This window comes from Ruegeria sp. HKCCA0370 (genome assembly GCF_013033705.1).
GTDB lineage: Bacteria > Pseudomonadota > Alphaproteobacteria > Rhodobacterales > Rhodobacteraceae > Ruegeria.
The window spans coordinates 303414-318656 of the sequence record NZ_WQEP01000002.1 but is presented as its reverse complement, the minus strand read 5'-3'; the positions used below and the strand labels follow the sequence as shown (position 1 = coordinate 318656).

At 57.9% G+C, this 15243-nt stretch carries 17 protein-coding genes; 9 read left to right on the top strand and 8 right to left on the bottom strand.

The genetic code is table 11. The annotated features are described in order from the left end of the window. Positions 1-2: 2 nt before the first annotated feature. Positions 3-623 (top strand): nicotinate-nucleotide adenylyltransferase, encoded by a 621-nt coding sequence (locus GOW31_RS07825; RefSeq protein WP_152459921.1) that lies wholly within the window; start codon positions 3-5, stop codon positions 621-623. A 66-nt stretch (positions 624-689) separates the two neighbouring features. Further along, complete coding sequence (gene dacB / locus GOW31_RS07820) at positions 690-2168, top strand: D-alanyl-D-alanine carboxypeptidase/D-alanyl-D-alanine-endopeptidase (RefSeq protein ID WP_171169112.1); 1479 nt, start codon at positions 690-692, stop codon at positions 2166-2168. Positions 2169-2187: 19 nt separating this feature from the next. Here the strand turns inward: dacB and GOW31_RS07815 are convergent, their stop codons facing one another. From GOW31_RS07815 to GOW31_RS07805, 3 genes are all read right to left on the bottom strand, one after another. Further along, on the bottom strand, positions 2188-2610 hold the full coding sequence (locus GOW31_RS07815) for a tellurite resistance TerB family protein (protein ID WP_171169321.1): 423 nt from the start codon (positions 2608-2610) through the stop codon (positions 2188-2190). Between the two features lie 88 nt (positions 2611-2698). Beyond that, positions 2699-3073 (bottom strand): EamA family transporter, encoded by a 375-nt coding sequence (locus GOW31_RS07810; RefSeq protein WP_217356639.1) that lies wholly within the window; start codon positions 3071-3073, stop codon positions 2699-2701. Then, entirely contained in the window at positions 3070-3795 is a 726-nt protein-coding gene (locus tag GOW31_RS07805) for a bifunctional 2-polyprenyl-6-hydroxyphenol methylase/3-demethylubiquinol 3-O-methyltransferase UbiG (protein WP_171169109.1), read from the bottom strand. The genes GOW31_RS07810 and GOW31_RS07805 overlap by 4 nt, the downstream gene beginning before the upstream one ends. 364 nt (positions 3796-4159) lie before the next feature. Between GOW31_RS07805 and GOW31_RS07800 the strand changes: the two genes are divergently transcribed. The 5 genes from GOW31_RS07800 (at position 4160) to GOW31_RS07780 (ending at position 9555) form a co-directional block, all read left to right on the top strand. Further along, a complete protein-coding gene (locus tag GOW31_RS07800) occupies positions 4160-5734 on the top strand; it encodes a lysine--tRNA ligase (RefSeq protein ID WP_171169317.1) in 1575 nt (524 codons plus the stop codon). 49 nt (positions 5735-5783) lie between these two features. After that, positions 5784-6185 carry a DUF4864 domain-containing protein gene (locus GOW31_RS07795; RefSeq protein WP_171169100.1) on the top strand — a complete coding sequence of 134 codons (402 nt, stop codon included), beginning with the start codon at positions 5784-5786 and terminating at the stop codon, positions 6183-6185. Between the two features lie 138 nt (positions 6186-6323). Further along, complete coding sequence (locus GOW31_RS07790; protein WP_171169098.1) at positions 6324-8612, top strand: glycosyl hydrolase family 28-related protein; 2289 nt, start codon at positions 6324-6326, stop codon at positions 8610-8612. Between the two features lie 143 nt (positions 8613-8755). Next, positions 8756-9082 carry an antibiotic biosynthesis monooxygenase gene (locus GOW31_RS07785; RefSeq protein WP_152459145.1) on the top strand — a complete coding sequence of 109 codons (327 nt, stop codon included), beginning with the start codon at positions 8756-8758 and terminating at the stop codon, positions 9080-9082. A 65-nt stretch (positions 9083-9147) separates the two neighbouring features. Next, complete coding sequence (locus GOW31_RS07780; protein WP_170347318.1) at positions 9148-9555, top strand: universal stress protein; 408 nt, start codon at positions 9148-9150, stop codon at positions 9553-9555. Between the two features lie 3 nt (positions 9556-9558). On the opposite strand, the gene GOW31_RS07775 is transcribed toward GOW31_RS07780, so the two are convergent. Beyond that, positions 9559-10041, bottom strand: coding sequence for a pyridoxamine 5-phosphate oxidase (locus tag GOW31_RS07775; protein ID WP_171169096.1), 483 nt, complete (start codon positions 10039-10041; stop codon positions 9559-9561). Between the two features lie 142 nt (positions 10042-10183). On the opposite strand from GOW31_RS07775, the gene GOW31_RS07770 reads away from it, so the two are divergent. Next, complete coding sequence (locus tag GOW31_RS07770; protein ID WP_171169094.1) at positions 10184-10606, top strand: excalibur calcium-binding domain-containing protein; 423 nt, start codon at positions 10184-10186, stop codon at positions 10604-10606. Positions 10607-10768: 162 nt separating this feature from the next. Then, a complete protein-coding gene (locus GOW31_RS07765) occupies positions 10769-11002 on the top strand; it encodes a zf-TFIIB domain-containing protein (RefSeq protein WP_171169092.1) in 234 nt (77 codons plus the stop codon). Positions 11003-11007: 5 nt separating this feature from the next. Here the strand turns inward: GOW31_RS07765 and GOW31_RS07760 are convergent, their stop codons facing one another. The 4 genes from GOW31_RS07760 to uvrB form a co-directional block, all read right to left on the bottom strand. Continuing rightward, positions 11008-11436, bottom strand: a complete 429-nt coding sequence (locus tag GOW31_RS07760; RefSeq protein ID WP_171169089.1) for a hypothetical protein — start codon at positions 11434-11436, stop codon at positions 11008-11010. A gap of 43 nt (positions 11437-11479) precedes the next feature. Continuing rightward, positions 11480-12181, bottom strand: coding sequence for an ORF6N domain-containing protein (locus GOW31_RS07755; RefSeq protein WP_171169087.1), 702 nt, complete (start codon positions 12179-12181; stop codon positions 11480-11482). A 113-nt stretch (positions 12182-12294) separates the two neighbouring features. Continuing rightward, positions 12295-12756 (bottom strand): hypothetical protein, encoded by a 462-nt coding sequence (locus tag GOW31_RS07750; protein ID WP_171169085.1) that lies wholly within the window; start codon positions 12754-12756, stop codon positions 12295-12297. 287 nt (positions 12757-13043) lie between these two features. Beyond that, a complete protein-coding gene (uvrB, locus tag GOW31_RS07745; RefSeq protein WP_254441659.1) occupies positions 13044-15230 on the bottom strand; it encodes an excinuclease ABC subunit UvrB in 2187 nt (728 codons plus the stop codon). Positions 15231-15243: the final 13 nt, after the last annotated feature.

Below are 15243 nucleotides of genomic sequence, written 5' to 3'. Positions count from 1 at the left end.
GTATGGAGCGGTACGGCATACCCTATGCGCGACCTGGACAGGTCGTCGGTCTGTTCGGCGGGTCGTTTGATCCACCGCATCAGGGCCATGTGCACGTCACGCTTGAGGCGATGAAGGCGTTCGGGCTGGATCGGGTTTGGTGGCTGGTATCGCCGGGCAATCCGTTGAAGGAACGCGGGCCCGCGCCCATGGACAGGCGAATGGCGGCAGCGCGGAATGTGATGCAGCATCCGCGTGTCGAGGTGACGGACATCGAGGCGCTGACAGGTACACGCGCGACTGCGGATACTCTGACAGCGTTGCAGCGATTGTATCCACAGGTGCGATTTGTCTGGCTGATGGGGGCGGACAATCTGGCGCAATTTCACCGTTGGAAAGATTGGCGAGGGATCATGGACAGTGTCCCTGTCGGTGTGGTCGCACGGCCCGGCGACCGGATATCTGCCCGGATGTCCAGGGCGGCGCGGGTCTATGCCAAGTACAGGATCGACGGGCAGGCGCGGCATCTTTTGGGGCGGGCGCAAGCTCCGGCCTGGTGTTTCGTGAATGTGCCGATGGTTGATGTCAGTTCCACGGAAATTCGGACGCGCGGCGAATGGCGCGCGGAAGTGTTGCCGGAATAGCCTTGCCCGACGCATAATCGCAGCGAGTGGTTGCGCGCATTTGATCTGTGGGATTTTATTCCAACTATGGCTGGTCGTTTTTCACGTCGTGTGTTTCTGGGAGGATTGGGGGCGTCTCTGATCCCGGCAGCTGGTCTGGCGCAGGCGCCGCTGGTCTCGCTCAGGCCGCGCGCGCGTGCGGCGCTGTTGAGTGGCGCCGAGCGTTTGGTTGCAGCCGCAGGGTTGACGGGCGAAGTTGTTTTCGCCGTCGCGGATGTGGCGACCGGAAAGCCGCTGGAGGTATTTGGTGAAGGTGCGGGCTTGCCCCCGGCCAGTGTCGGCAAGGCGATGACCGCGCTTTACGCGCTGGACGTTCTGGGACCCGACCACCGGTTCGAAACCCGTTTGATCGCAGATGGGCCAATTGAAAACGGGATTCTGCGTGGCGATCTGATACTGGCAGGCGGGGGTGACCCGCTGTTGGATACGGATGCACTGGCCACGATGGCGGCCAACCTGCGCGAAGCCGGAATCACCGAGGTTCGAGGAGCCTTCAAGGTCTATGACGGGGCGCTGCCCTTCGTGTTCAGCATTGATCCCGGTCAGCCGGATCATGTGGGGTACAGCCCGGCGGTAAGCGGGATATCGTTGAATTTCAATCGGGTCCATTTCGAGTGGAAGCGTGCCGGTAAGGGTTACGATGTGACCATGGATGCACGCAGCGCACGATATGTGCCGGCAGTGGATGTGGCAGCCATGCGGGTCGAGAACCGCAGCTTGCCTATCTATACCTATCAGCCAAGTGCGCGGCAGGACCGCTGGACCGTGGCCAAGGGCGCGCTGGGCAATGGCGGGGCGCGCTGGCTGCCTGTGCGCAAACCCGCATTGTACGCGGGTGATGTGTTTCGTACTTTGGCCCGATCCAATGGAATCGTTTTGAATCGGGTGCAAGTGACACGAGAGGCGCCAAAAGGCGTCGACCTTGTGGTGCATCGCAGCGATCCATTGAACAGTATTTTGCAGGGGATGCTGAAATACTCGACGAACCTGACGGCCGAGATGGTCGGACTGGCCGCAACCAAAGCGCGGAGCGTTGACCCGCGCAACCTGGCGGAGTCGGCGGCCGAGATGAACCGTTGGGCGTCTCAGAGCTTTGGCGTGAACGGGATCGCGATGGTCGATCATTCCGGTCTTGGCGATACCTCGCGTATGGTGCCGGCGGATCTGGTTGCGGCCCTTGTCGCGGCCCGGAAAATGGGCGTATTGCGCCCATTGATGAAGCCTTTTGCCTTGACGGATCGAAATGGGCGGCCGGTCAAGAACCACCCGATCAAGGTCGATGCCAAGACAGGCACATTGAACTTCGTATCCGGGTTGGGCGGTTTCCTGACAACGGCGGACGGGGTCGATCTGGCCTTTGCCATTTTTACGGCGGACGTGGCCCATCGCGCCAAGATTCCTCGCGCACAACGCGAACGGCCTGAAGGCGCACGCAGCTGGAACCGCAGGTCGCGGAAACTGCAACGGGCCTTGCTGGAACGTTGGGGTTCGCTCTACGGAAGCTAAAACTCGCAGATTGCCAAGATCAGACCGTGTGGCGCGCGCGTGCCCCGCGTTCGATTGCGGCGGCATGCAGACGGTCGATATTCAGCTCGTACCGGATTTCTTCCAGCAGGCGCAGTTCCGTTTCAGCCAGCGAACCGTCGGCGGCTGCAACATCGCAAGCCAGCGCATAGGCCGTTTCGTTCAGACGCTCGGGCAGGTTTTCGCGGATCAGGCCAAACAGCGCATCCAAACCGTCTTCCTGTTCGAACAGGTCAAAAACAATCTGTGATACATGACGGGTCCGATCGATGTCATACCCGGCAAAGACCGGCAGCATGTTCACGGCAACCTCGATCTTGACCAGCTCGGCGGTTCGGATGTTTTCGTCAGAGGCCGAGACTGCAACCATGATCGCCACAAGGCAATCCTGCGGGGACATCGGGTGGGGCACTTGCTCGGTCATGGGATGGTCCTGATTGGGGTCGTTCGAGGACGCACGATATGAGCGCAGCGGGTCAGGTTCAACACCTTGTTTCATCCATCCCGCGCGATCAGGTATTCATGACCATCATTCCCGAAATCAAAAGCGCGGCCCCCAGCCAGTAGCGCAGCCCAAGTGTTTCGCCGAAGAAGACGTGCGAGGCCAGTGGCACAAGAACGAAACTGAGGGCCATAAAAGGGTAGGCCTGGGACAGAGTCAAATACCGCAGGACATACACCCACAGCACCGTAGCCGAGCCATAGATGGCAAAGGCTGTCAAAAGGAAAGGATCGAACAGCGTCTGGATGAGGCCCGCCAATCCGGTGGCTTCGCGCACATCAATCCGGTTTCCCGCCAGTTTGAACAGAATTTGCCCGGCCGAGATCATAACTGGTGTGAACAGCAAACCAGCCCAGACCAGTGTCGTTGGGGCGGGCGGAGTCATCCTTGGTGCTCCGGTTCCGGTTTTTCCTCGGGGCGGTCTTCGCAATAGTAGATGTCGCGCCCCAGATCTTCGCAGACATGGATGTCCGGGCTGGGATACACCGCGCGCAGAAAGCTGTGGGTGTAGGGGAAAAAGTTGAAATGCGGATTGAAGGTGTACCTGCTTTCGCGTTCACGCGGGACGACGATAATGACGCGTTTTCGCGCGACACGACGCAGTTCAGCGATTGCTTGACGGTATTCCAGAAGATGCTCGATCACGTGGGTACAGATTACGGTGTCAAAGCTGTTGTCTTCAAACGGCAGTTCTTCGATCCGAGCTGCAACATAGTCGATATTGTCGATGGCAGCCGCATCATCGACGACGAAATCCACCCCTTTCAGTTGCGTGATGTCGGGCCGGGCGGCCTTTATGCGTTGCAAAAGAACTCCGGTGCCGCAGCCGATATCGCAGATGCTCTGCCCGACGATATCCGTGGCAATCCGCTTGATGCAGGCTTCGGAATTGTCGGTGCCCTGATGCACGCGCGGATGATCGCGGTAGAGCTTTTCGTATTCGTCATCCGTCAGATAGGTTGCGCGTTCACGGAATTCGGCAAGGCGCGTGATATGGTCGCCCCAAACCCTGCATGCCAGCCAATGAAACGCGGCGCTGTCACGCAGGATAGGCGGCACGATATCTTCGAGTACAAAGCGTATACGGTTGGTGGTTTCGCGTCGCATCCCGTTTCCTCTGGTCCGGGGACCCCCCCCGTGTCGCCTTTGTCTAACACTGCTCGGTGAGCGTGCGAAACAACCAGGTCAAGTTTGCGCCCGCGCGCGTGTCTTTTTTGTTTCGGGTGAACAATCGGCCCACCAATGTGGCCTGAGCAAGGCTGGCCGGTGAAAATGCAGCGCAGATATCCCGGGCAGAGTGTTTGCGGGCCAAGGAACGTTTCCCTACCTGCCCGAGGGCGACTGTTTTTTGGCGCAGTGTGTCGCGAATTGCGCCACTGCTTTATTGACTCATGCTGCACTGGCACAATAGGAGGGGCCGGTCCGGTTGCATGGGGTGACCGCGACACTTTCCCCGATGGAGCACATTGAAATGTCTGAACTGCGTGAAACCGCGATGTCGTCCAAGGCCTGGCCTTTTGAAGAGGCGCGCCGGTTGCTCAAACGCTATCAGAAGGGCGCTCCGGAAAAGGGGTATGTGCTGTTCGAAACCGGTTACGGCCCGTCTGGCTTGCCGCATATCGGAACATTCGGCGAGGTCGCGCGGACCACGATGGTTAAGCGCGCGTTCGAGGCGCTTTCGGACATACCGACCAAGCTGATCTGTTTTTCGGACGATCTGGACGGGATGCGCAAAGTGCCTAGCAACGTGCCCAACCCGGAGGCGCTTGAAGAACATTTGCAGCGCCCGTTGACTTCGGTTCCCGATCCATTTGGCGAATACCCCAGCTTCGGCGAGCACAACAACGCGATGTTGCGCCGGTTCCTCGATACCTTCGGATTCGACTATGAGTTCTATTCTGCACGCGATTTCTATCGGTCAGGCCAGTTCGACGAGATCCTGAAGCGCGCGGTCGACAAGTATGATGACGTGATGGCCATCATGCTCAAAAGCCTGCGGGAAGAGCGCCAACAGACCTATTCGATTTTCCTGCCGATCCATCCGGAAACCGGGCGGGTTCTGTATGTGCCTATGAAGAAAGTGTGTGCAGAGACCTATACCGTCACATTCGATGACGAGGACGGCAAGGAATGGACCGTGCCCGTCACTGGCGGCAACGTGAAATTGCAATGGAAGCCTGATTTCGGGGCGCGCTGGGCAGCGCTGGGTGTCGATTTCGAGATGTACGGCAAGGAACATGCTACCAACGAAAAGATCTATGACGCGATCTGCCGTGCATTGGGCGGCCGCGCGCCCGAGCATTTTTCCTATGAACTGTTCCTGGATGAGAATGGCCAGAAGATCTCGAAATCGTCCGGCAATGGCGTGTCGATCGACGAATGGCTGACCTACGCGCCGACCGAAAGCCTGGCGTATTTCATGTATCAAAAGCCCAAAACAGCCAAGCGGATGCACTTTGACGTGATCCCGAAGGCTTATGACGAATATCATCAACAGTTGCGCGCCTATCCGGGGCAGGACCTGAAAGCTCAGCTGAACAATCCGGTCTGGCACATTCACGGTGGCGACGTTCCCGAATCGACCCTGATCGTACCGTTTGCGATGTTGCTGAACCTAGCGTCGGTCTCGGGCGCGGAAGACAAGGAGACGCTGTGGGGCTTTATTCGCCGCTATGCGCCGGAAGCAACAGCTGAAAGCCATCCCGATCTGGATCAGGCTGCGGGCTTTGCGGTTCGCTACTTCAACGATTTCGTCAAACCAACGCGCAAACACCGCGCACCCACGGATCAGGAGCGTGAGGCGCTGGAAGCGCTGAAAGCCGCGCTTGAAGCTTATGATGGCCCGGCCGAGGACGAGGCGCTGCAATCGGTGGTCTATTCCATCGGGCGTGAGAGGTTCGACCCCATGCGCGGTTGGTTCACCGCGTTGTACGAAGTGCTTCTGGGTGCATCGCAGGGCCCGCGTTTTGGCGGCTTTATCGCGCTGTACGGTGTGCCTGAAACAATTGCCCTGATCGACAAGGCTTTGGCCGGAGAGCTGGCCTGATTTGACCTGATCCCGTATGGGGCTACTCTTTTTTGCAGGAGGTGGCCCCATGCGTCGATTTTTGCTTGCTGTATCCCTGAGTGTCGGGCTGGGGTCGGGCGCATTTGCGCAAAACGCAGAGATCGAAGCAAACATTTCGGCGCAGATACAGGCCTTCAAGGCGGATGATTTTGCCACGGCCTTCACCTTTGCCAGCCCCAGCATCCAGCGCCTTTTTCAGACCCCCGACAATTTCGGACAGATGGTGCGCAATGGATATCCTATGGTCTGGCGTCCAGCCGACATACGTTTTCTGGAATTGCGTGAAGTTGCAGGAGCCTTGTGGCAGAAGGTGATGATCACGGATGCAAACGGGCGTGTGCACATACTGGACTATCAGATGATCCCTCTGGAAGGCGGTTGGAAAATCAACGGCGTCCAATTGTTGGGCAACGCGGACCCCGCGGCCTGAGGCAACACCACCGTCACGGTGAGATGAGCCGTGGTTAACTCTCTTTCGGTATTCAGACTGACGCGTTCGGGGCGGACCTGGACACGGGGTTTGGACGCGTCGCCAGATTGGCGCGGCGCGATTTAGAAAGGGTTTTCAATGAACAAGGCAATCACTGACGGCATCGTCTTCATGCCGCCTCAATTCGCGAATGGCCTGACCGTATGGTCTGCGGGGGACGGAACGCCGGGCTCGCCCACATATGGTGGATCCGGCACCGGGGTTTTTGTGCCTGCGGATGCCGATTTTGGTGGCTGTCTGGAGATCCTGAAAGTTCAAACTACCCAACAGCTTCGATATATGGGCCAGACACCGATTTTGCCCGGTTGCTATTTGCAGATCAAAGCGCGGGTCAAGGCGATCAGCGGTCCTTTACCGTCGGTGCGCATAGCGGCCTGGGCCGGGGGCGCAGGTGACACGCATGTGGCAGGTGTCGTGGAGCAGGGGCCTGCAACACAGCTGTCGGGCTATGGAAGCGTGCATGAAGTAACGGCGATTGTCGGAACCGGCAAGCGCCCCGGCGTGGACATGCCCTGGGGGCTGGCCGCCCTGTATGGCCATTTCGGTCTGGATATTGAGGGCGCGAATGGGGCGCTGGTGCGCGTCGACGATCTGGAGATCACGGATGTCACCGGTGTCTTCCTGCGTGAGATGATCAGTGTTGTGGATGTGCGCGACTACGGGGCCATCGGCGACGGTGTGACGGACGATTCGGCTGCGTTTGAAGCGGCCGACCAGGCGGCGGGTGGCCGTCGGGTTTACGTTCCGCAAGGGACTTATCATCTGGCCGAAAACACCAGTATGACGTCCGAAATGGACTTGGAAGGCACAGTTACCATGCCGGATGACAAGATGCTGTTGCTGACAAAGGATTTCCATCTGCCGGCTTACATTTCGGCTTTCGGAGACGAAGAACTGGCATTCAAAAAAGCGTTTCAGGCCCTTCTGAACAATTCGGATCATGACTCGCTGGATTTGGGTGGTCGCAAGATTTCCGTCACCGCGCCGATCGATATGGCAGCAGCGGTTCCCAACAAGCAGAGTGGTTTTTCAACCCGTCGCGTGATCCGGAATGGTCAGTTTGACGTCAAAAGCAGTTCGGCGTGGGATACGGAAACGTTCACCTCGACTGCGACCTATGACCCGTCCGACAAAACGCGTCTGACCAATGTCGCGAATGTCGCCAACATTCCCGTCGGGTCCTACGTTGCCGGCAGCGGCGTCGGGCGCGAAATCTATGTACGGTCAAAGAATGTCGGTGCAGGTGAGATCACGCTGAGCGCGCCTCTTGTTGGGGCGTCGGGGACCCAGTCTTTCACATTCTATTCCTTCAAGTACCTGCTGGATTTCAGCGGCTTCAGCACGCTTCGAAAATTCGGCATGGAGCAGATCGAATTTCAATGCAACAGCCGATGCAGCGGAATTCGTTTGGCGGCCGCCGGCAGTACATTTTCGTTAAACGACTGTTTTGTCAGCCGCCCGAAAGACCGGGGGATCACGTCGACCGGAACGGGGTGCAAGGGCATGCTGATCGACAATTGCCAGTTCCTGTCAGCAGAAGAATCCCTTGTCGTAACGGACCGGTATTCCATTGCGTTGAATACCAATTCAAACGATGTGAAGCTGCGCCACAACCGAGCGGTGCGTTTCAGACATTTCGCCGTTCTGGGGGGCGACAACAACATGGTTCTGGGCAACCATGTCTTTCAGGGCGATAGCATCCCGCAAGGTGTGCGTACGGCCGGTTTGATCATGATCGGCACCTACAACAGCTCCACTATCGCCGAGAATTATGTCGACAACTGTTTCATCGAATGGACGAATGAACGCGACCCGTCGCCGACCTATACGAGTGGCTTTTCGTTCAGTGCGATGAGCATCACGGACAACATCTTTTATTCCAGTCAGGCCCCGTCCTGGTTTAGTTTCATCGTCATTCGCCCCTATGGGCCCGGGCATTTTCTCAATGGCCTGGTCGTGACCGGCAACAAGTTTCGTGCCACGAACGGTGGGATCTTTCGAGCGGAACGTGTAGATACAACCTTCGCCGACTTGAACAAAGACAGGCACACGAACGTGACTTTCCAGAACAATACGTATCATGGCGTAACCAGGAAATCCGCAAACCCGTTGAGGGTTCGCTATACGCAGCACTCGGTGTCCAATCTTTGGCCTGTTTCGGCAAACGGGCAGTTGCCTTTCGACGGCAAGGCACGAGGCTGCGATGGGGTTGCGACGATCGGTGTGCTTTCAGGGGTGTTCAACAACCATGTCTTCAGTGCGCCTCATGTTGAGGTCGAACAGGGGGCGACAGGCGACATTTTTCTGTTGCGTTGGCCAGAGCATGTGAAAGGTACGGCCTCGGTTCTGATGCGCATGGAACGTTAAAAGGCTGTCTGGCCACCCCGAAAAGGGTGGCCATTTCACTCTGATCTGACCGTAAATGACTGACCCGGTTTGCAAGGTCGGCAGGAAATAGGCTACGTTTCATTTTCATGTGTTAGGCTTGGGACAGAAAGTGGAGAATCCCGATGCTGAAAATCGCCAAAAACGCCAGTGTTCAAACAGTTATCACGACCTTTGAAATGACGCCTGGCACCTGCCAGGACCTTCTGGAAGCTCTGACGGATGCCTATGCCGAGTTCATTTCGAAGCAGCCAGGTTTCGTTTCCGCCGGGCTGCACGTCAATGACGCACAAACCCGAATAGCAAACTATTCGCAATGGGAACGCCGCGAAGATTTCCTTGCCATGCTGCGCACGCCGGAGATGCGCGATCGCAACCGCAAGATCAACGAACTCTGCAAAAGCTTTGAGCCGGTCATGTATGACGTCGCTGAGACATTCGGCAGTTCCTGACCTGAATCAAAGCCTGCAATTCATATCTGTTTCAAAGTTAGCCTGCAAAATTGGAGGCTCACATCATGTATCACAACATTCTGGTCCCCATCTCGTTCGATGCTGAAAGAGATACATCCGGGCCTTTGAAGCTGGCCCGGATTCTGGCCACGCCAGACGCGCAGGTGACATTGTTGCATGTGGTCGAGCATATTCCCAACTATGCAATCTCGTATATGCCGTCCGAATATCTGACAGAGGCGCGTAAGGCGATTCAGACAGAACTGGATGAACTGGCATCGCAGCTGCCGAATGCCAAGGGTTTGGTGATCGAGGGACATTCCGGCCGGACCATTCTGGATTGGGCCGAGGCGAACAAGCCCGATCTGATCATAATTGCGTCCCACCGGCCGGGGATGCAGGACCTGCTTCTGGGCTCTACCGCGTCTCATGTCGTTCGTCATGCGGGATGTGCCGTGCATGTGGTCCGCTGATGGCTAGAAATCCTGTGCGGTAAGGCGATAGGCCTTGCCAAATCCGGCGTTCAAAAGGCCGTCCTGAATGGCGAACCGGACCAGTCCGAAATCGGCGAAATCGATATAGAGTTTCGCTTTGGGCCGTCGCGCCAAGTACCGGTCGCGCAAGTCACCATAGCCTGCCATGTCCCGGTGAACTGGCTGAGCGATCACGTGCAATGTCAGGCGCGGATGGGTCAGCGGGTCGCCCTTGTCTGCGGGCTCTCCGATCAGAAGGGCGCAGTTGGGGCAAGTGCTCAGCGCGCACGTGTGTTCCGCAAGGGTTGAAATCAGAGAGACAGGGCAACCTGCTTCATCCGTGGCCAGCGCGATCCGCGAGACAGACGGCAACCCGGTGTCAGGGCGCAGAAAGGCCAGTGCGGCAAATTTGGCCTGAAAGAGAAGGTCCTGTGCTTGCAAGCGCGCCGCTGCGTCGGGCGTGTGATAAGGATCGGATAGGGTCACGATATCGGTTCGGCAGCAAAAAAACGGGCAGATGACGGTTCCCTGTCATCTTAAGTGCCTGAAATGGATTGCGCCATTTGTTTTACCTCAGCGTTATGGGATTGCCTCGGCTTTGCCACAAATCGACGTTACAGATCAGGCAATGCTGTTCAAAAAACCCTCGCAGGATACGCCTGATCCGAAGCCGCTGCCGTCCAGACGACACCGGCGCGCAGAGGCGACGCGCAGGCATGCGCTGTCTCCGCTACGCATACTGGTCATGGTTCTGTTGTTGCCGCTGACCACCGTGCTGATCGCCACGGGTGTTTTTCTGCGCCTGTCCGAATTTGAGCGGGAAGAGGCGGTGATCCACCTGATCGCATTGGCAGGTTGTGATGCAACGCAGTCGCTGGGAGTGGGGCCGTTTTACGAGGGGCAGGCGGGTTATCACAAGCGCAATGACCCGGATGGCGACGGGGTCGCCTGTGGCGCTGCCAGCCCGCCCCGGGCAACTGCGCCGCAAGTTCACAACAGTCCCGAACCGCAACAGCGGTCTCTTGGAACGGCCAAGTTCGTGCGCCCCTGACGGTTGTAATCGCGAAGTCCAGAAAATCTTCTTGGGCCGGGGCCAGTTGCCTGTGTCATCCCGCTTGACCCAAGCGAACGGGCGTCATGTCACAGAGGGATGGCAATGCAGCGGATCAACCCCATCTCATATAGATTAGACGGCAAAACAGGAGATCGTATGATGCAATGCCCGATTGACGGAACTCAACTGGTCATCACGGACAGAAACGGGGTTGAAATCGACTATTGTCCGCAATGCCGAGGTGTCTGGCTGGATCGGGGCGAACTGGACAAGATCATCGAGCGGTCAACAGCGTATTCTCCGCCACAGCCCGGTTACGATGACCGGGCGGATCACGGCTATCGCAAGAAAAAGAAACGTGGCGGTTTTCTGGAAGATCTGTTCGATTTCTGACCCGGTCAGGACAGCTGAGCCCCGGCACATTCGCGGAAAATGCGAACCTGGGGCGCTGCACCGTCCAAGGGAAATTCACTCACCCTGTCCTGCGTAAACGCATAGGCGGTTCGGTTGTATTCCAGCCCGTCCAGCACGTTTCCAAATCCGGTATCGGTGACTGTCAGCATCGATGCACCGTCGGACAGAACATGATGCGGAGTGGCGATTTCGATGGGGTTCGGCCCCTCGAACCGCATCGCGAACCATGGGGTGTTGGTCCAACCTTCGGTCTTGCGGGTAACGGACAGGGTATAGAGCGGTTTTGCCGGGTCATAGGTCAGGAATATCTCTGCCGTGTCCGTCATGTGTGACAGGGTGCAGATCTGGCCCACCGTTGCTTCCCACGCGGCGGCGGGTGTGCCGAGGATCAGTGATAACAAGACAACGCGCACGTCCCGGAGTCTAGCGGCCGAAAGGTCCGGGGCAAGGGCTGCCTCAGCCTTTCATTGCATTCAGCAGGTCCAGCAACCCCTTGCGGTCGTCATCATCGGCATAATCGCCGGCGGCCAACCGTTCGGCGATGCGCAGGCGCAGACGCTCGTGCTGGGTACGCACCTCTTCGCCTGCGGTTTCGGCCAGGGTCTTCATGATCACCGCCACCGCCTGCTGGCGCTTGGTGGTGGGGTTGGCGATGTAATCGACCAAGCTCTGCTGCCCGGAATCGAGGATGTTTTCGGCCAGCGCCCGCAACTGATCGCCATTGGGCAGCAGCGGGGCGGGGGTGCCTTCGGGCGGCAGGACCTCGGGCGCGCTGCGCGGGGTTTCGGTCACGGCGTTGGCGCCGTCAACGAACGCCTCGGTGATCATGCGGGTGATCTTGATGGCGCGCGGGTCCTTGAAAAGGGTCGAGGCGATGGCCACGCCGTAATCGGTATAGACCCACGGATTGACCCGCCGCCCGCCGCGGCCTTTGGGCTTTGAAATCACATTCCGTGATATCAAATCGGCGACCTCGGCGTCGGTCAGCTGAAAGCAGTAGCCCTCGAACAGGTCCTTGTTGCGCGAGACGGCCTGATTGAAGGCGCTGACGGATTTGCCGTAGAACCGCGCCAGATCCTCGGCCAGCACCACACGGGTGCCGCGCACCCGGTGAATGGCGCTTTGGACTTCGTGCGTGCTGGGCAAGGTGTTCGTCATGGCAACCGTTTGGAATCACAATTTGTGATTTCAAACGTGGAGGAGGGGGAGGTGGGGTGCAAGGGTGAAGTGTGTGCCATCAAAAATGGGTGTGAACATCCATCCGACGCTTGCTAGATCGTAATTTCCACACGGTTTTCTTTGACTTCTCCCGAAGGGTCTTCCCAAGCGATACGTAGCCACTCCTTAGGAGGGGTTTGCATGTGAACCATAGCGGCTAAGTCCACACTTTGACCCTTTTCAAGCTTATTCATTGGAAACTTATCATTCGCGAAGCTTTCTTCGATAATATGGTTCTGGTCATCCAGCAATAGACGAACGTTGCGAGCAGTTGCTGGTCCCGTGTTGAAAACACGCAGGCGCCAATTTGTTCTATCAATTCGGTTTAGTCGGGCAGACACTGAAGCAGTTTTCTCTCGCTTGGCTTCACCGTGCGCTTGTTGGATTTGAATGCGCACTAACTCGATCTCCCGATCAGTTAAACGGCTTTGAGATTTGAAGGATCTCAGGGTTACAATCAAGGCAGATGCGGAGACTAATAGAGCCAATCCGGCAATAATATCCGATACTTCCATTTAGAGCCTATTTGAACATACGTTTAAATTTCTTCTTCACATCAGACATTATTTCGCGCTTAGTTTCGTCGATCGCTCGCGATATAATCTCTTGATTACTATCGTAAATCTCTTGGTATGAAAACTCCAACTCACACCCAGTGCAGACATAACTTCGGCTTTCCTCAGGAACTCCGTTGTCAAAAGAAAAGTCTCTAGAGCCGCAAGTCGGGCACATAAGAGATATCTGCCGCGAATAGTTTGATTTCATGAAACGCCTTTCAAGTTCAATTTTGGAAAGTAAAGCTCTACCGTTTCCGCCTCTTCACATTCCCACCCCGCTGCCCCGGCCGTCCAGCCGTTGACCGCCCGCGCGATTTCACCGCGTCTTCCGAGGCCTTCTCGACCGCCCATTGACGCGCCATCGGGTCGTCGGCGACGGCCAGATCGACCGCTTCCAGACGTTTGATCTCATCCCGGATGTTGGCGGCTTCTTCGAATTCCAGGTTCTCGGCGGCTTTGCGCATCTTGTCGCGCAACCCGTCCAGATGAGCCTCGAGATTGGCGCCGTGCATCGGTTTGTCGATGGTGGCGGTGACGCGGTTCATGTCGACGTCGCCTTGGTAGAGACCGGCCAGAACGTCCTCGACATTCTTCTTCACCGTTGCAGGGGTGATGCCGTGTTCCTCGTTATAGGCGAGTTGCTTGGCGCGGCGGCGGTTGGTTTCGTTCAGGGCGCGCTCCATCGAACCGGTGACCTTGTCGGCATACATGATCACCCGCCCGTCGGCGTTCCGCGCGGCGCGGCCTATGGTCTGAACCAGTGAGGTTTCCGAGCGCAGGAAGCCCTCTTTATCCGCGTCCAGAATGGCGACCAGCCCGCATTCTGGGATGTCGAGCCCTTCGCGCAGCAGGTTGATGCCGACCAGCACGTCGAATGCGCCCAGCCGCAGGTCGCGCAGGATCTCGATCCGTTCCAGCGTGTCGATGTCGGAATGCATGTAGCGGACCTTGATGCCCTGTTCGTGCAGGTATTCGGTCAGGTCCTCGGCCATGCGTTTGGTCAGCGTGGTGACCAGCGTGCGGAAGCCATTGGCCGCGACCTTGCGCACCTCGTCCAGCAGGTCGTCGACCTGCATCTCGACGGGGCGGATTTCGACCTCGGGGTCCAAAAGGCCCGTTGGGCGGATCACCTGTTCGGTGAAGACGCCGCCGGTCTGTTCGATCTCCCACTTTGCCGGGGTGGCGCTGACGAAAATGGATTGCGGGCGCATGGCGTCCCATTCCTCGAATTTGAGGGGGCGGTTGTCCATGCAGGACGGCAGGCGGAAGCCGTGTTCAGCCAGCGTGAATTTCCGCCGATAGTCGCCCCGATACATGCCGCCGATCTGCGGCACCGAGACGTGGCTTTCGTCGGCGAAGACGATGGCGTTGTCGGGGATGAATTCGAACAGGGTCGGGGGCGGCTCGCCCGGCGCGCGGCCGGTCAGATAGCGCGAGTAGTTCTCGATCCCGTTGCAGACGCCGGTGGCCTCGAGCATCTCCAGATCGAAATTGGTGCGCTGTTCCAGCCGCTGCGCCTCGAGCAGCTTGCCCTCGCCCACCAGCTGATCCAGCCGCTGGCGCAGTTCCTTTTTGATGCCGATGATGGCCTGCTGCATCGTCGGTTTCGGCGTGACATAGTGCGAGTTCGCATAGACGCGCACCTGTTCCATTGTCGCGGCGCGCTCGCCGGTCAGCGGGTCGAATTCGGTGATGCTTTCCAGTTCCTCACCGAAGAACGAGAATTTCCAGGCGCGATCCTCAAGGTGGGCGGGCCAGATTTCAAGGCTGTCGCCCCGCACCCGGAATGACCCGCGCTGAAATGCCTGATCGTTGCGGCGGTATTGCTGGGCCACCAGATCGGCCATCACCTGCCGCTGGTCGTATTCGTGTCCGACCTTCAGATCCTGCGTCATCGCCCCGTAGGTCTCGACCGAGCCGATGCCATAGATGCACGAGACCGAGGCCACGATTATCACGTCGTCTCGTTCCAGCAGCGCCCGCGTGGCCGAGTGGCGCATCCGGTCGATCTGTTCGTTGATCTGCGATTCCTTCTCGATATACGTGTCTGATCGCGCGACATAGGCTTCTGGCTGGTAGTAGTCGTAGTAGGAGACGAAGTATTCGACCGCGTTTTCCGGGAAGAAGCCTTTGAACTCGCCATATAGCTGCGCCGCCAATGTCTTGTTGGGGGCCAGGATGATGGCGGGGCGTTGGGTTTCCTCGATCACCTTGGCCATGGTGAAGGTTTTGCCCGTACCGGTCGCCCCCAACAGAACCTGATCGCGCTCGCCATCCAGAATGCCGCCCGCAAGTTCCTTGATCGCGGTTGGCTGGTCTCCTGCGGGGGCGAACTCCGTATGCATGACAAACCGTTTGCCGCCTTCCAGTTTCAGGCGGGCCCGAACATCTTCGGTTGTCATTTGGGTCTTGTCGGAATGGGCGTATGGCATGGGCAGGCTCCGG